This is a genomic window from Halobacteriovorax sp. BALOs_7, assembly GCF_003612895.1.
GTDB lineage: Bacteria > Bdellovibrionota > Bacteriovoracia > Bacteriovoracales > Bacteriovoracaceae > Halobacteriovorax_A > Halobacteriovorax_A vibrionivorans.
In genome coordinates this window covers 2,439,793-2,460,116 of the sequence record NZ_CP027772.1, presented here as the reverse complement: position 1 = coordinate 2,460,116, position 20,324 = coordinate 2,439,793, and the positions used below count along the sequence as shown (strand labels likewise).

The window sequence follows — 20,324 nt, the reverse complement described above, 5'->3', positions numbered from 1 at the left end:
GGAATTATGCCAAAATTAGAAATCGGACAAGAAGTAGTATCAATAAACTTTGGTGTTGGTGTTATAACAGAAATTAAAGATATGAGTGGTGCAGAGTTTTATATTATTGAGTCTACTGAAGGTCGCTCAACTACAATGATTCCAACGGTAAAAGAAGATGCTTTTCGCCCTTTAAGTTCTGAAAATGAATTAAGTAAAACTCTTGATCGTATTACTGAAGAGAGTAAGCCTTTAGAGTTTGACTCTAAAAAGGATCGTATTAACTTCTTTAAGTCTAATATTCAAAAACAAGATATCGATACTTTTGTAACTAATATTCAACAGCTACTTCAAATTAGTGACAAAGGCGCAGCAGAGTCGAAATACCTTGAAATGCTACTTGAGAATCTATCGATTGAAGTTGGAGCAGTTTTTAATGAGGATCTCAACCAAGCAAAAGAACGTGTGAACTCTTGCTTGGAAGGTAAGTTTTCTTTATAGTTTTATCTTCCTAGGTAGAGAATTCTATTCATTCTGAATACTTCTTCACCGCCACAGCTACCCATTTTACAAACATTTGCTTCGTAACAATCTTTACGAGCATTGTATTTGTAGTCTTCGTCTCCACGAACTAGGATTCCTTCAACGATTCCTGTTTCTTCGTTGAATACTGCTGAACCTGAGTTCCCAGAGAATGTATCTAGGTTTGTTTCGAAGCTATAGAAGTCGCTATCATCACGTACATAGGCTCCTGCAGCTACTTTTGAAGGCAGACCTGATGGGTGTCCAATAACAAATACTTTTTCACCTTTTCTAATATTTTCAGATTTCTTCGTTCGGTATTCAAGTGGTGCACGATCTTCAACTCTTCTATCTAATTCAATTAGGGCGAAGTCTTCACCTGTGTAACGGCTAAGTTTTTGTACTACAATTCTCTTACAAGAATAAACATTCTTTGCTTCAATTGTTCTAGCATCGTCGCGAGGATCTTTTTTTGAATAATCAAAAACCCAGTAATTATCGTAGCAATCTGTTACTGAAGTTGCACAGTGACCTGCCGTTGCAACATATTGTCTTCCATCTTTTTCAATTAGAAAGCCTGAACAGTCTGCAACGTCGACTTGTTTATTAAATCTTTCGCCTTCACAAAGGTTGATTTTAGAGTCGATGGCCTTGTATGTATCTGAGTCTTGATTTTTTTGTTTCTTTAATTTGTTTTTTGGTATCATTGCTAGAGTTGATCTTTGAAGATCTAGCTTTGTTTGATTCATAACTTCATATTGATCTAGTCGATTATCTTCACCGTAAACAACCTTATCGATAGCAAGAGTGTTAACAGATGATAGAAGTAGAGTAAGAGTGAGTAATACATTGAAGTTAAAATTCATTTTCTTTCCTTATTTTTGTGCGTGCATCCTTCTATCAACGTTATGTGTAAAAAGTACAGGGTAGCGTCATGAGTAATTTGTAACAAGTTCTTACATCCCATGAATACTATTGAGTGAAGTTAATAAGTTATTGATATTACATTTAAAGTTATGGTGAAATTTACCGATAAGTTACCGAGATGAGAGAACTTAGATGAGTTTAAAACACATTATTTCTATATTCATAATTTTGGCCGTGAGTACGTCATGTCAGATGACTGGTGACCAAATTCAAAATGGTCAATCTCAGATGATGGCCGAACGTATCTATAAAGAATCAGATATTCTTGATGCTGTTGATGATGTCATTGGTCCGGATGGAAGGCCAATTAAAGACAGATCATCACAAGAGGCGATGGAAGATCTTACTGATGATTATACAAATTTTCCTTCATCTAGTGAAGTTAATAACTATATTAATGAAAGCTTGTCGTTTACCGGACAGTGTAATATCGATGAAGCAGATAAGGATTATGCATATGGCACTATGTATACGCGAGGCTCGATGGGTGCCAGACGAGTCTTAGCAACGATATATCAAAGTTGTGATGCAATTGATTTTGTTATGGATGAAACGACACCAAGGCTTAGTGGTGTCTCTACTCGTCCTGCAACCTTGACTGATGGAAGTGACTTTAAGCAGAGAGTTATTACTAATAGGCAAGCAATGGTTAATTCTCATGGAATATTAAGTCAGCTGGATAAAGACCCTGAATTTCCTTCGGAAAAATGTATTGATACAACTCAGAGGCCTCCTGTTTATGGCTATGGTTCAAGAAAGGGACTAAGAAGTCGTGAAATCAATCTCTTTACAAGAGGTCAAGGTGTTGCAAAAAATAATGTTCAAGCTTCTGGTATCGATTGTTCTGAGTTTATTTCGGCCGCATTTGCAGCGGAAGGATTAAAGTTTAATAAATCAGATCGTGACTTTAATTCACTGACGACGACATCTCTTCATTACGCTTCAGATAATTCAGATTCGTGTGTAAAGCCTGTGGAGTTTGATCTTCCATATTCGATTCAGTCAGGTGATATTATAAATTTAAAGGGAAGCCATGTTCTTATGGTGGATACAGCAGGGCCTGACCCTCTTGGGATTCGCGGTGCCGCAGAATCAAATAGCTGTAATTCGATAACGATTAATGATTTTGATTTTACATATATTCACAGTGGTGCCCTAAATAATTATGGGCCAGCAAGAGTCTCAGCTAGGATTCATGCAACTAAGCGTTCAACAATGTTCAATAATTTGCTGGCACAAGCAAGAACGGCCTGTACGAGACTAGTGCAGGGAAGAGCTTCTTCACAAAAGATGAGAAGTGGACGTTTTAGTATTCTTCGTCATGATTCTGGCAACCCTGCCTGTTATTATGAAGACTATGGTAAACTCAAGGGTGAAGAATGTATTAATCAGTGCTTTGGAGAAAGGAGGCTAAATGATGGTTACTAAAATACTCATAGCAGCCTTTTTATTTATATCTGTAAGTGCAAGTGATCTTTGTCCAAAGAATAAAGATCCAAAGACAGTTGCAAAGGATTTAATTTCTATCGAAATGAGTGGAATTCGTCTTATTACAGGTGCAAAAAAACAGTGTTTAAAAGAAGAGTTTAAAGAATATCGTTTCAATCATGATCCTGATTATGATGATCCTAAAAACTTAGAATATATTCTAGATTCAAAATCGAATATCAAAATAGAGAAGGTCGAGTTAATTGATAAAGAGATTTTTCAATATCGAGCTTCTTATCAGGTAAATGTGGTTGATACAAAAGGTAATAGTAGTGTTGTTAAAGATACAATTACTTTTATGTTAAATACAACTTCTAAGTCTCAGAAGGTTGGGGGATGTGCAATGGTCATTGAACCACCTGAAAAACTCGTTCTATTAAAATCATGTCAAAAATAAAAAAGGCTCCAAAAAGGAGCCTTTTTTATTTCTTATTTTGCAATTTTTACTAATTCTTCTAGTGCGCCTTTTGCAGCGTCTTCATTTAATGGCTTGCCATAATTTGTAAGTAATTTACGACCTAGGACATTCATACCAATAAATGAAAGTTGATTTAACATAGCTCCTAGAACGTATTGGCCGCCACCTCCGGAGTGAGTTCCGATTAAAGCTGGCTTATTAACAAACGCTTCTCTCCAAGATTCTCCACCCGAACGAGATACCCATGCGATTGCATTGACAAAAGATGGTGAAACAGAGCCATTATATTCAGGTGTCAGAAAAACAAATCCCTTTGCAGCAATAAATTTCTCAGTTAGCTTTTTCCCATCTTCTGGAATTCCATTTTCCTCTTCTTGAGTCGTATAAAGAGGAAGGTTGAAGTCACTTAATTTTACAACTTCAAATGATTCATCCGTATCTTTAGACAGGCTTTCTAGTGTCTCTGCCATTTTTAAATTCATTCCGTCACTTGCAGCAACGATTAAAAAGTCACTCATATTTTCTCCTGATCAGTTATTCAAGTTCCTTGATTAGTAATAATGCTCTTTGTCCTAGTATCACCTTTGAATTGGGAAAAATCATTCGTAAATTTTCTTCCGGGCAAAGGTAAGGTTGTGCATTTTGTGTAAATATATGCTCACCTTTTTTAAAAGGGGTGAAATTAGCACTTTCTTCTTCCTCAAAAGTAAATTTGAAGTCTTCAAATTCTTTATTAATTGATTCAAAGATTGTAAATGCCTTTGGTGCTTTCTTCTTTTCTAACTCATGTCCACTTAATAGTTTTTCGATAGTCTCTTGTGCCGCTTGAAACTTTCCAGGTGGGTTTTGTCCAAAAGGATAAACTTTGCCAAGCTCTACAGTTGCACTAAATGCATTAAAGTTAGTAAATGAAAATGAGCTAAATACGGTTGATTCTTTGTGTGAAAAGAGTGACGCTTCGATTCCCATATTAGCTAAAATTAGATTAAATTCATCGTCACGTTTACGCTCTTCGTTTTTAGGGACAAGAGCAAACCTTTCAATCATACTCTTTTTTAGAGCGCAGTGAAGGTCGAAGTGAAAAAGGTCTTTATCTTTTACCTCTTTATAAAAATCAAAACAGACCTTTTCAATAACTTCTGCTCGTGACTTTTCATAATATTCATCTAAGTTCTTATATGCACCGTTAAAGCATCGGTTGAGGTTGTATTCACTAAACCTTTTACCTATATTCATGGCCTTTGGGTTACCAAATATAAATAGAGTTGGAGCCACTAAGTTTAAAGAGCCTGCAACCAGTTTATTGAGAATTTCATTTGTAAATTCAATTGGGGCCGTTTCATTGCCGTGAATCCCACAGGAAATGATAAAAGCATCTTCTGTTGAAAGAAGCTTAGGAGTTGCCTTAATGATTCCTGTATCAAGAATATCAAAACGAATATCATTTTTTACAAATGAGCTCTTTTCTAGGTGCTCTTCATTTTCTCTTGTTGTTTTTAGAAAGTTAAATTCTGTCACAGGCCATCCTTTTATACGCGCTTTGCACTAAAACCTTTTGACGTCAGTTCATCAACAATTTCACGAATATGCAAATGTCCTCTCGTTTCAAGTGTAAATTCAACTTCTGTTTCTCCAAGAACACTTGTTGTGAAGGCCCTATTGTGGTGAATTTCTAAAATATTAGCTTCTTTGCCACCAATGATACTTGCGATATGTGCAATTGTACCAGGTGTATCGGGAACATTAACAACAATTGAACAAGAGCGTCCAGATGTTACAAGTCCTCTTTCAATAATTCGATCAAGAATATTTAAGTCTATATTTCCACCACTAACCACTAGAACAACTTTTTTTCCTTTAATATCACTTAATTGATCATAGAGGAGAGATGCCACTGATGCGGCTCCAGCGCCTTCTGTTAATATCTTCTCGTATTCTAATAAGGTAACGATAGCATGAGAAATTTCAGTTTCTTTGACTGTTACTATCTCATCAACATATTTTTTTACTATATCAAAGGTATTATCAAGAACAGTTGTTACAGCGATTCCATCGGCAATCGTTTTCTTCTTTTCAATTGTTGTGATGTGGCCTTTTTCTTGAGATTGTTTCATGGCCGGCATTTCAGATGCTTCAACTCCAACAACGTGACACTTTGAACCACTTTCTTTAATTGCAGTGGCGATCCCTGAAATTAATCCTCCGCCACCAATTGGAACGGCAATAATATCGGCATCACTTAGTTCATCTAAGATCTCAAGCCCAATTGTTCCTTGTCCCGCAATAATATCTTTATCATTAAATGGATGAATAAAGACTTGGCCATTTTCTCTTTGGATCTCTAAAGCTTTTTGATAGGCATCATCATAGAAATTACCGTGAAGAATTACTTCAGCACCAAACTTCTTTGTTCCTTGTATCTTTGCAAGTGGAGTCGATTCCGGCATTACAATTGTCGCTTTTATACCGAGCTGTTTCGCCGCAAGAGCAACCCCTTGAGCATGATTTCCTGCTGAAGATGCAATGACGCCTTTTTCTTTTTCTTCTTCTGAAAGTTTTGAGAGGCGATTAAGTGCTCCTCTAACTTTATATGCTCCAGTTAATTGTAAGTTTTCTAGTTTTAAATAAACTTCACAATTGAACTTCTCACTTAAAGTTGTTGAATAGGTTAAAGGAGTCTTAATAATTCGACTTTCTATATTAAGACGAGCCTCTTTAATATCATTTAGGTCTACAATTAATTTATCTGTCATAAGGAAATCTTACTTCTTTTCGTAGTCAACTTCAAAGGTGTTTGCGTCAACTTGACGTGCTCCATGACTTTCTTCACGATTATCTTGGGCCTTTTCAAACTGTTCCTCAAAGCGAGCTCGAGTATTGTAAGCATTTCCACTATAAGATGAGAATCCACCGCCATTTTTGAAAGAGTAAAATTGCATATTTCCTGTTTGAATTGATTTAAGAAAGAACTTTCTCATATACATGGCCCAAAGATGTCTTGTAAGAGGAAGAACCATCGATAGGCCTAGAATATCTGTTAAAAAACCTGGAGTTAAAAGAAGTAGACCACCACCAAAAACAAGTAGCCCGTGAATAAAGCTTGAAGCTGGAACTCGACCTTGAGAAAGCTCACCCTGGATCTTTGCTAAAAGAGCTGCGCCTTGAGACTTTGCTAGTGCTGCACCTATGATCCCTGTTAGTACAACAACAAGAAATGTATTGGCACCACCAATCTGTCCACCGATCGAAAATAGTAGGTAGATCTCAATGGCCGGAACCACAGTAAATAATAATAGCAATATTGGAAACATGTTACCTCATTTATTAATTGTGTAACATAAAGATGGGATCAGTTGGGAGAGTGTCAAGGGTAGGGGCCGTTAAGCCCCTGTATCTTACTGAAATTATATAGATTTTAAGTTCTTTTGATCGTAAACCCAACCTGTATGAAGAGTGTTTTTTAAATAATCGCGGTATTCAATTTGAACCCAATCTCCATCAGTTTTTAGGACTTCAACACGAGTATTTGGCGCTACTACTTGAAGCTTTGTTCCCTTGGTACTTGGAATACTTCTAAGGTTTAAATATTTTATAGGTGTGAAGAATTCTTTTTTAGTTATGACTTCTTTGATTGCTTGTTTTGGCGCAGGCTTAATCTCTTTTGAAGGTGTATAAATAAACGCCCCAAGGATGATGGCAATTGATAAGATTCCACTGGCAATGATAATACTTTTGTTGTCTCTTGCCGTTGGAAGGATCTCTTCTTGAGGTTTGTACTCAATTTGTTCTTTGACACTTTTTTGGTTAATGATAATTGATTGAAGAAGTGATTCTAGTCTTTCAAATTTCTCATTTACTTCTTTCGTTTCAAATCTGCGCTCTAATTCTTCTATTTTCTTATATAATTGATCTTTACCATTAGAATTGTCCGTATTTTCTTCTTCACGATCTATAACAGTTTGAGTCGTGGATTGAAGAAGATTAGAAATAGGACTCTTTGCAATCTTCTTTTCGTTCTTATCTAAGATGCTAGCAAAATTAAAATTCCCCTTAAATTCTTCTGTTGAAGAATTATTCATCTCTTTCATTTAACTTCCTTGTTTAATTATTCTAGTAACTTATATAAGTGTAGAGAATAGTTTTAAACTTGCAAAGTTTTTAAATACTCTTTGACGTCAGCTTGTGCGCTAAGGAAATATTTTTTTTCGAGAACTAGAGAATTTGCAATATAGCTTATCTCGTTACTTTCAACGCGATCAACTTCACCATCGGCAGCAGCAATTGCAAATAAGGCTTTTAATACTTTATATCTTTCATTTTGTGAGAGAATATCGACAAGTGGTGTACAATAACTTCTAGTATCGAGACCAGAAAGTTGTTTCATCATTTTTATTGAATATTCAGTGACGTGTTTTGCTTCGTCTTCTGTTAGATTTGTTACATCTCGTAGTATTTTTTCCATTTCGCTTTTTTCACGTTGGCAAACATTGAAATCTGTATAGGCAATACGAGCAAGTAGCCCAGCGAAACAAGAGAGAATGACGAGGCGCTCTTCATCCATGTGAGGAAAAGTGCTATTGAGGAAGTCGTGAATATCATTAATTGAATCTGTTTTCTTATTTTGTTTAAAGAAGTCGAAGAAGTTCATAAGTGACCTTTTTTAGTGATTTTTCAGTCGTATACTCCTTGAAAAGATTAGCACACATAAGCGATAATAGAAAAGAAAGAAAAATCATTGATGAAGTGGAGAAGATAATTTGAATTTTAAAAAAGACGCTAATATTGACATGAGTATTTTTACTCCCATCTTTAGTACTGAAGAGGATGGGGATATTGCTGTAGCTGATAAAGTTAGAGTAAAAAAGCCATCAAAATATCATGTCGTACTTCATAATGATGATTATACGACGATGGAATTTGTTATTTGGATATTGATGCATATTTTCAATCGAAGCCAAGAAGAGGCGATGAAGATTATGCTTGATGTTCACAATAATGGCCGCGGAGTTTGCGGCACATATTCCTATGAAGTGGCCGAGACTAAGATGAACAAGGTGCTCTCGGAGGCCAAGAAAGAAGGTCATCCACTATTATGTACCGTTGAGCCTGAATAGGCACAGGAGCAAAGAAAATGATGTCAAAAAAACTTGAAACCATCATTAACGAATCGATCCAAAGGGCGAATACTCTTAGGCATGAATATCTGACATTAGAAAATGTTCTTCTCTCCTTATTATCTGATGAAAATGTGAGAGAGATCATCGAATATTGTGGTGGTAATCTTGATGAAATGGAGAGTGAACTCAATGAGTTTATTCACGATGAATCAAACTTTAGTATTCTAACGGAAGATCAAATCGATTCTTTATCAAAACAACAATTTGTTAATGATGAACTTAGAGAATTAGCACGAGAAAATGGGATCACATATCAACCAGAGATCTCCATGTCTCTACAGAGAGTTATTCAAAGAGCTGCTATCCATGTTCAATCAAGTGGGAAAAGCCAGATCTTAGGAGTAAATCTTCTTGTTTCACTATTCCAAGAGAAAGAAAGCTTCGCTCTTTACTCTCTTCAGAAGCAGGGAATTGAAAGATTTGATGTCGTGAAAGCGATTTCTCATGGATTGAGCTCAGATGATGAAGAAGGTGGAGAAGAAATTCCTCGAATTGAATATGTTGAAGGTGAGGATGTCTCATCAAGATCTAAGAAAGGAGACTCATTTCTTGCAAAGTTTACAATTAATTTAAATGAGCAAGCACGTGAGAACAGAATTGATCCTTTAGTTGGAAGAGAAGAAGAGGCATTGAGAATTGTTCAAATTCTATGTCGTCGACGTAAGAATAACCCTCTTCTTGTTGGTGAAGCAGGTGTTGGTAAGACCGCCATTGTTGAAGGCCTAGCTCAGAGAATTGTTGAAGAAGATGTTCCAGAAGTGTTAAAGGGAACAACAATCTTTAATTTAGATATGGCAGCACTCGTTGCTGGTGCAAAATTTAGAGGTGATTTCGAGCAAAGAGTAAAAGGTGTTATTAAAGACCTTGAAAAGCTAGATAAAGATGGCAAAAAAGCGATTCTTTTTATCGATGAAATGCATACGGTTATGGGTGCCGGGGCAACATCTGGCGGAAGTATGGATGCATCAAACTTATTAAAGCCTGCTTTAAGTCGTGGAGTTGTACGTGTAATCGGATCAACTACATATGCCGAACATCGTAAATTCATTGAAAAAGACCCTGCTTTTAATAGAAGATTCCAAAAAATTGATATTGATGAACCATCAAATGAAGACACAATTGCAATTTTAAAGGGATTAAAGCCGAAGTTTGAAACTTATCATGGTGTAAAGATCTCTGATAATGTCATAAAAGAAGCAGTTGCTTTAACTTCTCGTTACTTAATGGATAGGAAAAACCCTGATAAATCAATCGATGCTATCGATGAAGCAGGTGCTTTAAATCAAATTCGTCCTGAAAAGAAGAAGAAATCTTCAATTACTAAGAAAGATATCGAAGATGTTGTCGCAAAAATGGCAAATATCCCTAAGCTTACAGTTGAAACAACTGAAAAAGATAAGCTAAAAGACCTAAATAAGAATCTTAAAATGCTTATTTTTGGCCAAGATCACGCTGTTGATGAAGTATCACAAGCGATTTACATGGCAAAGTCAGGCTTAGGAGATGAAGGAAAGCCTATTTCAAGCTTCCTTTTTGCTGGACCTACTGGTGTTGGTAAGACTGAATTAGCAAAACAACTAGCAAATCAGTTAGGTTGTCATCTAGAACGCTTCGATATGTCTGAATATATGGAAAAACATTCAGTCAGTAAGCTAATTGGTTCGCCTCCAGGTTATGTTGGCCATGATCAAGGTGGACTTTTAACGGATGCTGTTAAGAAAAACCCACATTCTGTGTTACTTCTTGATGAAATAGAGAAAGCACATGTTGATATCTATAATATCCTTCTTCAGGTTATGGATCATGGGTCATTAACAGACTCCCAAGGAAGAACGACTGACTTCACAAACACAGTGATAATCATGACTACGAACGCTGGGGCCAAGGAAATGGATAGTGGAGCAATCGGACTTGCCAAGACTTCTGCAAAGAATACAGGTAAGCGAGATCAGACCATAAAGAACTTTTTTAGCCCTGAATTTCGTAACCGTTTAGATGGAATTGTCCATTTTGATAAACTTTCTACTGAGTACATTGTTAAGATTGTTGAAAAATTCGTTTCTCAACTCGAAATGAAGTTAGCAGCTAAGAATATTGAGATCGTTTTAACAGAAAAAGCAAAAATCTGGCTTGCAGAAAACGGTTTTGATGAAAAAATGGGGGCAAGACCAATTGCTCGAATCATCGATCAAAAGCTTAAGAAGCCAATTTCAACAGAGGTTTTATTCGGTAAACTTACTCAAGGTGGAAAGATTGAAGTTACTGTTGAAGATGATGAGCTAAAACTTCTTTTTTAATCTTTTTAATCATTAAATTCTTCCCAAATACATACTTTTAAAAATTGCGAAACTGCCCTGAAAGGGCAGTTTTTGCTTCTTTTTTGAAAAAAAAATGAAAAAAATTTTCAGTTAATTTTTTTATAAACTCAAAGTTGTAACTAACGTCTATAACTTGTTTTTCAAGTTTTTATGTTTTTTGAAAAAGCCGTGCTGTCGGCTTGTTTCGCTGTTTTCTTTAAAAATAATTTAAAGTAATTTCCAAATTAATCCGAAGTTAAAAAAGAACATAGGGAAATAAAAAAGATACTTATGCTAATCAAAATGTTATTTTTTGTTTGCACACAAATAAAATAATGTTTACCATAAATATAAGTATTGAAAAAACCAGGAGGATGTCAATGGCAGTTAAAAAGAAAACTACTAAAAAGACAACTAAGAAAAAGGTAGCTAAAAAAGCTACAAAAAAGAAAGTAGCTAAAAAGGCTACAAAGAAAAAAGTAGCAAAGAAAAAAGCTACAAAAAAGAAAGTTACTAAGAAAAAAGCTACAAAGAAAAAAGTAACTAAGAAAAAAGCAACAAAGAAAAAAGTAGCAAAGAAAGCAACTAAGAAGAAAGTAGCTAAGAAAAAAGCAACTAAGAAGAAAGTTGCTAAGAAAAAAGCTACTAAGAAGAAAGTAGCTAAGAAAAAAGCAACTAAGAAGAAAGCTGCTAAAAAAGCTACTAAGAAAAAAGCAACAAAGAAGAAAGTAGCAAAGAAAAAAACTACTAAGAAAAAAGTAGCAAAGAAAGCAACTAAGAAGAAAGCTGCTAAAAAAGCTACAAAAAAGAAAGCAACAAAGAAAAAAGTAGCGAAGAAAACGACTAAGAAGAAAGCTACTAAGAAAAAAGTTGCAAAAAAGAAATAAGAACATTTATTCTTAATTCATAAAGGGCCCGCTATTTATAGCGGGCCTTTGCATTTCTGGGTCAATTTTACTTATCTCATTTACATTTCACTCAAAAACATCTAAAAAAAGACCATATTATCGCCAGATTTTATAGCTGATTCGGTAATAAAATTCTAATGATTTCAGTAGTTTATGGGATGCTATCTCATAGCTTTTCGCTAGGTTTTATCGTAATTTCAGCTATTTATATACTAATGTTCAGGACTTTTGGCCCGTACTACTAGCGGCGTCTCTGGGCAAATGAGGTTTTTATGGAAAATCAGACTAACGAATTAAATTCTCCAAGTGGTTTAGGTGTAAGTAAGCAAAATCACGTAGCAACATCATTCTTAGACGAAAATACTGGAGATCGTATCATTCGATTAGGTGATGTGGATTTTCCACCTCGTAAAGTTTGGATGAAAACTTACGGTTGTCAGATGAATTATCATGACACTGAAAGAATTCTTTCTCATTTAAAAAACCTCAATTTTTCACATACTGAAGATCTAGATGAAGCAAGTTTAGTACTTTTTAATACGTGTGCAGTAAGAGAGCTTGCAAATAATAAGTTTTATTCACAATTAGGTGAGTTGAAACACTTAAAAAAGAAGAAAGGTGAAGAATTAGTTGTTGGAGTAGGTGGTTGTGTTGCCCAAACTGAAGGAAAGGATCTTGTAAAAAAATTCAAACACCTGAATTTTGCTTTTGGCCCAGACACTATTGATACAATTAACGATATGGTTTACCGAACTTATGCGGGAGATAATAAGTTTTCCGTTAATACTTGGGACCGCTCTTCTAATTTTTCAATTGAAACAAAGATCAATCACGGAACACCACAGGCATTTGTTAATATTATCAAAGGCTGTGACAAATATTGTACTTATTGTATCGTTCCTTATACACGTGGTCGCGAACGTTCTAGAAAGCAGGCCGAAATTGTTGAGGACGTAAGAAGACTCGTAGAATATCAAGGAATTCAAGAGGTTATGCTTCTTGGCCAGAACGTAAACTCGTTTGGAAAAGAAAATGGAGAGCGTATATCTGATCTAATTATGGAATTAGATCAAATTAATGGCCTAGAAATTCTAAGATATACGACTTCACACCCATATGATGTAAGTGATGATCTTATCGCTGCTCATGGTGAAGCAAAGAAATTATCAAAACACTTACACCTACCTGTTCAATCAGGTTCAAATACTGTACTTCAAAGAATGAATCGTGAGTACACGAAAGAACATTACCTTGGTCTATTAGAGAAACTTCGTAAGGCCCAGCCAGAAATCGTTCTTTCTACTGATATTATCTGTGGATTTGTAAATGAAACAGATGAAGAACATAAAGAAACACTAGATCTACTTGAGAAAGCTCAATTTGATTTCATCTATTCTTATGTCTACTCTCAAAGAAGTAAGACTCGTGCAGCTAAGATGGAAGACTTCTTAACACAAGAAATTAGAAAATCTCGATTGCATGAAGTTCAGGCTTTCCAACTTTCTATCCAGGAAAAGATCCGCTCTACAATGGTTGGAAAGACGTATCGTGTTCTTGTAGAAGGGGCAAATACAATGAAAGGTGAGACTAAGTGGAAGGGGAGAACGAATTGTAATCGCGTGATTCACTTCAAGGGACCAGAAGATCTTAATCTAAAATGGCACTGGGTTGATGTGAAATGTATCAGTACAACAGCTCTTTCATGTCAGGGTGAACTTCTTCAAGACTTAGGAAGACGCTTACAATAGCCCGAAATAACAAGGGTTTGGAGTTCTTTGCCTAAATGACTATTAGTGAGCTTTAAAGTTGTAAGATATCTATGAGGATATTTTATGATTAAAAAGACGTTAATTAAGTATTTTATTTTAAGCTTTATAACTTCACTTTCCTTTGGAATGACTGAGCTTGATCTCGATTTCAATTATAATAAGAATATTTTGGGCTCAAATAGAGAGTCATTTGATCGAACAAGAACTTATGCAGGCTCTTTAACTTTTTATTTTCTAACTTATACAGGAATAGAATTTAATATCGCCCATTCTGAGAATGAAATCTATGGAAAGTATGACAATAGTGGTGTTAGTTCAGGCCTTGTAATTCAAAATGAGACAACTAATATTGAAACTCGTAGTTATGGAATAGGGATAAGGCAGGCTTTTTCAAGTCGAAAGTCTTTTATACAACCTCTTTTATCTCTTGGCTGGAGTCATCAGGAATATACTTTAAAATCAAGAACGCTTGTTACAGATCTTGATACATCCACTGATTACCTAATTGAATCTCAGGAAGATAAGACAAAATATAGTGCCATGTTTGCTGCCTTTGCGTTAAAATTTAGATTAACACGATTCATTTCATTAAAAGGGTCTGTTAAAACTGTATTTCGTGCCTTTGAATTTGAAGAAGCACGAGATCAACTCTCATATAACGCTGGGATCTCATGGATTTTTTAAGACTTGGACTGCTTCTTACGATTACGACCTCTTTTATATCATGTGCAAAAATAAGCTATTTAACAGAGCAGGGGATAGGACAAGTTGATATCTTATGGAGCGCACGAGATAATAAAGACGTTCTTTTGGATCCCAAAGTAAAGCCTGAGTATAAAGAAAAAATCAAGAAAATCGAAACTTACAAAAAGTATTTTTATAATTACTGGGATAAAAAGCCAACAGAGATCTATTCACAAACAACTCTACTTAAAACTCGTGCCGTAACTTATTTAGTTATAGCTTCAAGACCAAATGAAGTTAAGCCTCGCAAAGAATGTTTTGCTTTCTATGGATGTTTTCCTTATCTGGGGTTTTTCAAAGAAAGCTCTGCTAGAGAATTTGCACGTGAGTTGGAAGAATCGGGTTACGAAACCTATGTGAGAGATGTGCTGGCATACTCAACCTTAGGAAACTTTGATGACCCAATACTATCTTCATTCTTTGAGTATGGAAGATATAGTTTAACTGAAACTATTTTTCATGAACTATTTCATACAATCTTCTTTGTTAAGAATGAAGTGGACCTCAATGAGAATCTCGCTAATTACTTTGGTAAACAAATGCTTATTGAGTATTACAAAGATGACCCAAAGCTAGATGAATACTTAAAGAATCTCAAACTGAATTCAAAACTTAAGGCCTCAATTACTGAACACGCTAAGAAACTTAAAGAAATTCTTCGTAGCAGTGAAGATTGGCAGGCCAAGAAAGACCAATACCTAAAAGAGACGATGCCTCGTGAGCTAGAAGAGCTATGCCAAGAGCTTAACGCCAAGAAGTGCTGGCCAAAGAAAATGAAGTGGAATAGTGCATCTCTTGCAGCATTTATGACTTATGAAAAGAGCCAGTCCTATATTGAAGACTACGCTCAAAAATTTCAAGGTGATCTTAGAAAGCTATTGGCCGATATTGAAGCAAAGTATCAAAAGTTTGAAGATATCGATACTGAGTTAAGTTTTGAAGAGTATCTATTTAAAAATAATTCCAAATAATGAAATAAATGCTATCTTCTAATTATGAAGCATATATTCTTTATCGATCCAATTGAGAAATTAGTCACAAAAAAAGATTCCACTATTCTTATGGCCTTAACGGCACAAGAAAAAGGAAACGAAGTCTTTGTTTTATTTGAAGATGACTTCTACATTAAAAATGTAGGTCAGGTTACCTTTGATTGTTATAAAATCACTGGTGACATCAATGAAAACTTCTACATTGAAAACTTTCAAGTAAATGAGAAAGAAAAGGTAACTCTATCTCATGAAGTAATACTTCATATGCGAATTGATCCACCATATGATTCACGCTATCAGAGATATTTATGGATGCTCGACTTTTTAGAAAGTAAGACAGCTGTTCAGGTTAAAAATAATCCAATTGGAATTATGAAACATAATGAAAAGCTAGAAGCTTACTTATTAGAAAATAGTCTTGAGAGCTATGTTGGAACGTCATTAAATGGAGTGAAGAGCTTCGTTGAAAAAATTAGCGCGCAAGGCGTACGAGAATTGATTTTAAAGCCTCTTGATCTTTATCAGGGAATAGGTGTTGAAAAAATCAGTGTAAACGAGCTAGAGGCTAAATTTAAGGCCAAATGCGATGAGTTTAAAGGTCCAGTTGTTGTGCAACAATTTGATGAGTCAGTTTACGCTGGCGAAATTCGCTCAATATTCTATCGTGCAAAAGAGATTGGAACAATCTTGAAGGTTCCACAAGAAGGTGAGTACCTGGCTAATATTGCACAAGGTGCTAAGTATTCTGCTGTGGACTTAGATCCAAAAGTTAAGAACGAGTGTGAAGAAGTTTGTAAGAAGCTTATGAATGACGGAGTAGACTTAGTCGCCTTTGATATTTTAGGGAATCGTCTATCAGAAGTTAATGTGACATGTCCAGGTCTAATGGTGGAGGTTTCTTCTGCTATGAAAAGAAACCTCGCACTTGATTTATTTTAAGAAATTTAGAATTACATTCTAGGTGCAGATGGTGGAAAGTCTTTTGTGTAATCAGTTGAGAACTGAAGATCAAAAGAAACACAATCATTTTGCCAAACAGAAGACATCTGGCAATATCCAGCAATAGCTGGATCATCACTGCTGTAGCCTTGATTTAGATAGTATTGACATGACCAATCCCATTGAACGTCAAGAACGTCAATAACAACAGGTCCTGCAGTATTTGGAATATAGCTTCCTGAAAATTCTTTAACTTTTGAAACTTTATCAGTGGCAATATCGCCGAAAGTAACAGTTCGGTAACTACAAGTACCGCTTTCACTTCTAATACATAATTTAATTTTAAGTTTTTCATATGGTTGAGGGTTGTAATGACATTTTACCCCATAAGAGTCCATTGTTCCTTGGGCAGGAGCTTGTCTTGGACGAACACGAATATTTAAACGAGAGTCAGTATAGAGAATGAGTTGTCCATCACCAAGGCTTGTTGAAGACCACCAAGCGTTTGATCCATTTACACGAGAGTTACCGTGAAGAGTAATTCCTTCGATTGTATAGAAATCTTGTGTCTGACCACCATCGGCCACTCCACCTTCATTACCATCTCCATAACCATCACCTGGAGTTGTATCTTCATTATTTCCATTATCACCCGAACCTGAGTCGTCTCCCCAGTCTGTGCCACCGTTATTCCAACCATTGTCTGAGCCACCAGATCCACCCCAGCCATTACCTGTGCTTGAGTTGTAATCAGCTCTTTTATTTGTAGGCTGGACGCAACTAACTAAGGTTAGTAACGCGATTGCAGTGATAAAAGTAAACTTTTTCATGTTATCCTCGTTCTTACATTTCCTCACTATTTTATCGGTAATTCATTGAATATACTTTAATCTTCATATAAGTAGCGAAAATTGCTATGGCATTTTTCCTAAAGATTGCTAAAATTAAATTGTGTTAGTTAGAAAAGAAATTATACGTAAATTAGTGGATCAATATTATCAGGTAGCAAACTACCTAATTGAAGATCAGCTTCAGGCCATGCAATTAATTATTGATGTTGCAACAGGGGCCAGTGAAGAAGATGAAAGCTTCCTGTATAAGATTGATAATGATTATTTTGAGAGGCAATTTCTCTTACGTTTAATTTCTCTTGCAACTAAAAGGTCACAGCAGACAAAGACAAAAGGGAAGCTCCTTAATCATGTAAAGAAAAAAGCCTGTATTTATCTTTTCGAAATTCGAGGGGAGAGTGTCGATAATATCGCAATGGTTTTAAATATTTCACATCAAGAAGTCCTGGCCTATATCGATCATATACAAATGAACTTTGCTACGGCACAAGAGAGAGATAATGGACGCCCACTTAACTAATTTAAATAAAGCTCGATCACAGTGTTTCTTTGCTAAAAAGATGACTTATTTTGAAAGTTCAGACTTTGTTCACAATGAAGAGCATTTATCTAATTGTGAAGACTGCCGTTTAAAAATAGCTCAATTTGATCTACAAAAAGAATTAATATTAAAGGACTTTGCAGGTTTTGCGGCGGATGAGGAAATATCTCAGGCCTTAGAAGCAGAGCTTGAAGAAATTATTCCGAATATCACAAGTGATGATTCACAGATGACATTACCAAAAAGAACTTACTCTCTTTCTGTGAAGGATTTTTTTGTATTTTTAATTTTTGGAATACCTCGAAAGATACAGCTTTTTGTTGTAGCTTCTTTAATCCTAGCGGCGTGTATTTACTGATAAAGAGAAGATCGCATAATACTTTCCATCTTCATCTTTTAGGTCTTTTACAATATTAGGAATCTTATTCATTTTACCTAAAGCATTTTCAAAGATCTTATGAATATCATCGTCTTCTGAAGACTCTAGGATCTTTACAATCTCTGCATTTCCTAACTCATCGTAGCGAACGACGGCCTTAAGTTTTTGAGCACTCGCATTACGAAGAGAGTTTTCAACATAAGGTCTCTCGTTGATTCGATTTCGAACTGATATTTGTACAGAGTTAATGTATTGAGTTGCTACACGTTTATAGAATGCGTAAAAAACTTTCTCAAACTCATTGAGTTCATCAGGGCTTATTCCCTTTGGAGGGAGAAAAGTTACTGAGGCACCTTGAATAGTATCAAGCTGCTTAGACCAATTTGCACTTTTAAAGCTTTCTTGTGAGATCTTCTTTTGAATATATTGATTTCTTTGAATTGAGCCTCTTTTTTGCAATTCAAGAACTTCTTTTTCTTTCTTCTTAGAAATTGCTGCACGAGAGCTTTTTACTTGCTGATCAACTTTTTTGAAATCGTTCTTACTGTAGGCGAGTTGACCGAAGAGGTTATTATTATCTTGGGCCTTCTTCACACCAAGCTTTCTTACATCAACCTGTTTGAACTTAACTTTTAAGGGCCTTTCTTGCACTAACTTCTGATCGCTATCATCATTGATGACATAGCCTAGCAAAATAGCATGCAGCAAGAGCGAAAATAGAGTAGCAACATAAAGGTTGATCATATTTCTCCAGTGAAATCTTAATGATTTCTCATAATATTCTAGCATTTTAGTCCGTTGGGGACAAAAATTTCCCTTAAAACTGGTAAAAATTGTCTACTCTTTCATCTGGACTAATGAATAGGTAGAATTAAAGTGTGGTAAAGCCACTGCTGTAAATGAATTACGTAATTTTAAGGACTTATGGATGAGTAAACCTGTTAAATACAAATTTTCAAAGGCAAGAGTCGCAATCTTGGCCGTATCTTCGATCTCAATATTGACCATTGCTTATATGCTAAGCGGTGTTTCAAACAAATATAAGTTGGTATCAACAATCCAAAATGGAATTCAAATATGTAGTACTCGTGTTCAGCAAACGTATACAGCAGCGGTTGCAGGTGACATGAATTCAACTTACATGGACAGCAACTTTACTTCTCAAACAGGGGAGTGCTTTGCCCAAGTTACAGATTTAATGAATGAGTACGGTAAGTTCTCTTCAGCTATTATAAAGAAGTTCAATACAGTAAGTTCAAATGTTCACTGGTTCCATGAGAGTCTAAGAAGTACAGGGAAAGGGTTTTCTGTAACAGATCAGAACTTCTCAAAGAATATTGATGAAAAATACTCTCAATTTGAAGATGCTGCTGATGCAGGATCAATTCTGATTGAAAATCATGTTGAAACAATTTCTTCTTCTTTATCAAATATTAAATTATCACTTGCTCTTATAACGGCCGTTTTCCTCTTTACTTTTGTTTGGGAAGCAGTATTTAGAAAAATTGTTCTAAGACGCCGTAAGGAATTAGAAGATGAAGCTTTAAGTTTACTAATGCTTAATCAAGATGAGAATTTTGATGAAATCGAAAGTGTAATAATGAATGCGTTAGAGCTTAATGAAATGAAACATTGCTCAAAGCTTTATTCTGCACAAAAGCAGAGCTTTAGAAAAGAGAAGAGAAAGTCTACAATTTCAGCTAATGAAAATAAGACTTTTGGAATGCTTCTTTCTAATGATGATACAGATGCAAAAGAAGTGGCCGATGAAATTTGGTCAATGAGTGAAGATAGTAACGCTCAAGAAAGTGAGAAGAATCTTGATGAGTCAAATGTTCCAATGGTTAAAAGTTGTGAAATCTCATCTGTTAATCGCTTTATCGCTTGTAAAGTCCAAGATCAATTCAAAGACCAAGGAATTGAGTTTTCAATCGATACTCAAGAGAGAGAAATTCTTGGTGAGCGTGAAACAATTGAACAAATCCAATACAGTATCCTTACAGATGCTGCCAAAAATACTTTAAAAGCAGCTGAGGAGAGTGAAGAAAAAACTCTTCAAAAAGTTGAAGTTCAAGGGAAAACTCTAGGAGCTATCTACTACTTAAGTATTTCATCTTATGGTGATAATAAGAGTGGGGTAGAGCTTGAAACTTCTGTGCAAATTGTAAGAGAACTTTTAAAAGACATCTCTGGGCGTCTTGAACTAGCAAACCTTTACAATGATGATCTTCAACCAGTTGGACGAAAGTATAAGCTTATTTTTAAGACGAAAGATATCAATCAAGTTGCGCTTCAAGAAAAGAAAGAAGAGCCTAAGAGTGAAGAGTCTAATAAAAAGGTTACTCGCATTGAAAAAGGTACAAAGCGCGAAATTATGCAACGCCTGATGTAGT

General features: G+C 35.4%; 22 protein-coding genes. 13 read left to right on the top strand and 9 right to left on the bottom strand.

Going from position 1 to position 20,324, the window contains the following annotated elements; all coding sequences use genetic code 11:
* Window positions 1–6: 6 nt before the first annotated feature.
* A complete protein-coding gene (locus tag BALOs_RS11755; RefSeq protein ID WP_114705407.1) occupies window positions 7–480 on the top strand; it encodes a CarD family transcriptional regulator in 474 nt (157 codons plus the stop codon).
* A 2-nt stretch (window positions 481–482) separates the two neighbouring features.
* On the opposite strand, the gene BALOs_RS11750 is transcribed toward BALOs_RS11755, so the two are convergent.
* Window positions 483–1,367: a serine protease gene (locus tag BALOs_RS11750; protein ID WP_114705406.1), complete on the bottom strand. Its 885-nt coding sequence runs from the start codon at window positions 1,365–1,367 to the stop codon at window positions 483–485.
* 193 nt (window positions 1,368–1,560) lie between these two features.
* On the opposite strand from BALOs_RS11750, the gene BALOs_RS11745 reads away from it, so the two are divergent.
* Both BALOs_RS11745 and BALOs_RS11740 read left to right on the top strand, forming a co-directional pair.
* Window positions 1,561–2,856, top strand: a complete 1,296-nt coding sequence (locus tag BALOs_RS11745; RefSeq protein ID WP_133296858.1) for a hypothetical protein — start codon at window positions 1,561–1,563, stop codon at window positions 2,854–2,856.
* The gene (locus BALOs_RS11740; protein ID WP_114705404.1) at window positions 2,843–3,313 is read left to right on the top strand and encodes a hypothetical protein; all 471 of its coding nucleotides are present in this window, start codon (window positions 2,843–2,845) and stop codon (window positions 3,311–3,313) included. The genes BALOs_RS11745 and BALOs_RS11740 overlap by 14 nt, the downstream gene beginning before the upstream one ends.
* Before the next feature lie 32 nt (window positions 3,314–3,345).
* Here the strand turns inward: BALOs_RS11740 and BALOs_RS11735 are convergent, their stop codons facing one another.
* From BALOs_RS11735 to BALOs_RS11710, 6 genes are all read right to left on the bottom strand, one after another.
* Window positions 3,346–3,852 (bottom strand): NADPH-dependent FMN reductase, encoded by a 507-nt coding sequence (locus BALOs_RS11735; RefSeq protein ID WP_114705403.1) that lies wholly within the window; start codon window positions 3,850–3,852, stop codon window positions 3,346–3,348.
* Window positions 3,853–3,868: 16 nt separating this feature from the next.
* Entirely contained in the window at window positions 3,869–4,852 is a 984-nt protein-coding gene (locus BALOs_RS11730; protein ID WP_158536733.1) for a succinylglutamate desuccinylase, read from the bottom strand.
* A gap of 11 nt (window positions 4,853–4,863) precedes the next feature.
* On the bottom strand, window positions 4,864–6,087 hold the full coding sequence (gene ilvA, locus BALOs_RS11725; protein ID WP_240406483.1) for a threonine ammonia-lyase: 1,224 nt from the start codon (window positions 6,085–6,087) through the stop codon (window positions 4,864–4,866).
* Window positions 6,088–6,096: 9 nt separating this feature from the next.
* A complete protein-coding gene (locus BALOs_RS11720; protein ID WP_114705401.1) occupies window positions 6,097–6,645 on the bottom strand; it encodes an FxsA family protein in 549 nt (182 codons plus the stop codon).
* 93 nt (window positions 6,646–6,738) lie between these two features.
* Window positions 6,739–7,422 (bottom strand): SH3 domain-containing protein, encoded by a 684-nt coding sequence (locus tag BALOs_RS11715; RefSeq protein ID WP_120405273.1) that lies wholly within the window; start codon window positions 7,420–7,422, stop codon window positions 6,739–6,741.
* A 53-nt stretch (window positions 7,423–7,475) separates the two neighbouring features.
* Window positions 7,476–7,982 (bottom strand): TerB family tellurite resistance protein, encoded by a 507-nt coding sequence (locus BALOs_RS11710; RefSeq protein ID WP_114705399.1) that lies wholly within the window; start codon window positions 7,980–7,982, stop codon window positions 7,476–7,478.
* Window positions 7,983–8,091: 109 nt separating this feature from the next.
* On the opposite strand from BALOs_RS11710, the gene clpS reads away from it, so the two are divergent.
* The 7 genes from clpS (at window position 8,092) to BALOs_RS11670 (ending at window position 16,160) form a co-directional block, all read left to right on the top strand.
* Window positions 8,092–8,448: an ATP-dependent Clp protease adapter ClpS gene (clpS, locus tag BALOs_RS11705; RefSeq protein WP_240406482.1), complete on the top strand. Its 357-nt coding sequence runs from the start codon at window positions 8,092–8,094 to the stop codon at window positions 8,446–8,448.
* 17 nt (window positions 8,449–8,465) lie between these two features.
* Window positions 8,466–10,808 (top strand): ATP-dependent Clp protease ATP-binding subunit ClpA, encoded by a 2,343-nt coding sequence (gene clpA, locus BALOs_RS11700; protein ID WP_114705398.1) that lies wholly within the window; start codon window positions 8,466–8,468, stop codon window positions 10,806–10,808.
* 380 nt (window positions 10,809–11,188) lie between these two features.
* A complete protein-coding gene (locus BALOs_RS15565) occupies window positions 11,189–11,695 on the top strand; it encodes a histidine biosynthesis protein HisIE (RefSeq protein ID WP_162929673.1) in 507 nt (168 codons plus the stop codon).
* 293 nt (window positions 11,696–11,988) lie between these two features.
* Window positions 11,989–13,464 carry a tRNA (N6-isopentenyl adenosine(37)-C2)-methylthiotransferase MiaB gene (gene miaB / locus BALOs_RS11685; protein WP_120405272.1) on the top strand — a complete coding sequence of 492 codons (1,476 nt, stop codon included), beginning with the start codon at window positions 11,989–11,991 and terminating at the stop codon, window positions 13,462–13,464.
* Window positions 13,465–13,548: 84 nt separating this feature from the next.
* Window positions 13,549–14,169, top strand: coding sequence for a hypothetical protein (locus tag BALOs_RS11680; protein ID WP_114705395.1), 621 nt, complete (start codon window positions 13,549–13,551; stop codon window positions 14,167–14,169).
* Window positions 14,157–15,200, top strand: coding sequence for an aminopeptidase (locus BALOs_RS11675; protein WP_120405271.1), 1,044 nt, complete (start codon window positions 14,157–14,159; stop codon window positions 15,198–15,200). Before BALOs_RS11680 ends, BALOs_RS11675 begins: the two co-directional genes overlap by 13 nt.
* 24 nt (window positions 15,201–15,224) lie before the next feature.
* Window positions 15,225–16,160 carry a hypothetical protein gene (locus tag BALOs_RS11670; protein ID WP_120405270.1) on the top strand — a complete coding sequence of 312 codons (936 nt, stop codon included), beginning with the start codon at window positions 15,225–15,227 and terminating at the stop codon, window positions 16,158–16,160.
* Window positions 16,161–16,171: 11 nt separating this feature from the next.
* Here BALOs_RS11670 and BALOs_RS11665 read toward each other — a convergent pair whose 3' ends face one another.
* Window positions 16,172–16,990: a hypothetical protein gene (locus tag BALOs_RS11665; protein ID WP_114705392.1), complete on the bottom strand. Its 819-nt coding sequence runs from the start codon at window positions 16,988–16,990 to the stop codon at window positions 16,172–16,174.
* A 121-nt stretch (window positions 16,991–17,111) separates the two neighbouring features.
* On the opposite strand from BALOs_RS11665, the gene BALOs_RS11660 reads away from it, so the two are divergent.
* Both BALOs_RS11660 and BALOs_RS11655 read left to right on the top strand, forming a co-directional pair.
* Window positions 17,112–17,531 carry a hypothetical protein gene (locus tag BALOs_RS11660; protein WP_133296857.1) on the top strand — a complete coding sequence of 140 codons (420 nt, stop codon included), beginning with the start codon at window positions 17,112–17,114 and terminating at the stop codon, window positions 17,529–17,531.
* Complete coding sequence (locus BALOs_RS11655) at window positions 17,512–17,910, top strand: hypothetical protein (protein ID WP_114705390.1); 399 nt, start codon at window positions 17,512–17,514, stop codon at window positions 17,908–17,910. Before BALOs_RS11660 ends, BALOs_RS11655 begins: the two co-directional genes overlap by 20 nt.
* Here the strand turns inward: BALOs_RS11655 and BALOs_RS11650 are convergent.
* Complete coding sequence (locus tag BALOs_RS11650; RefSeq protein ID WP_133296856.1) at window positions 17,890–18,675, bottom strand: hypothetical protein; 786 nt, start codon at window positions 18,673–18,675, stop codon at window positions 17,890–17,892. The genes BALOs_RS11655 and BALOs_RS11650 overlap by 21 nt on opposite strands.
* Before the next feature lie 184 nt (window positions 18,676–18,859).
* Here BALOs_RS11650 and BALOs_RS11645 point away from each other — a divergent pair, with 184 nt between their 5' ends.
* A complete protein-coding gene (locus tag BALOs_RS11645; protein WP_120405269.1) occupies window positions 18,860–20,323 on the top strand; it encodes a hypothetical protein in 1,464 nt (487 codons plus the stop codon).
* Window position 20,324 lies beyond the last annotated feature (1 nt).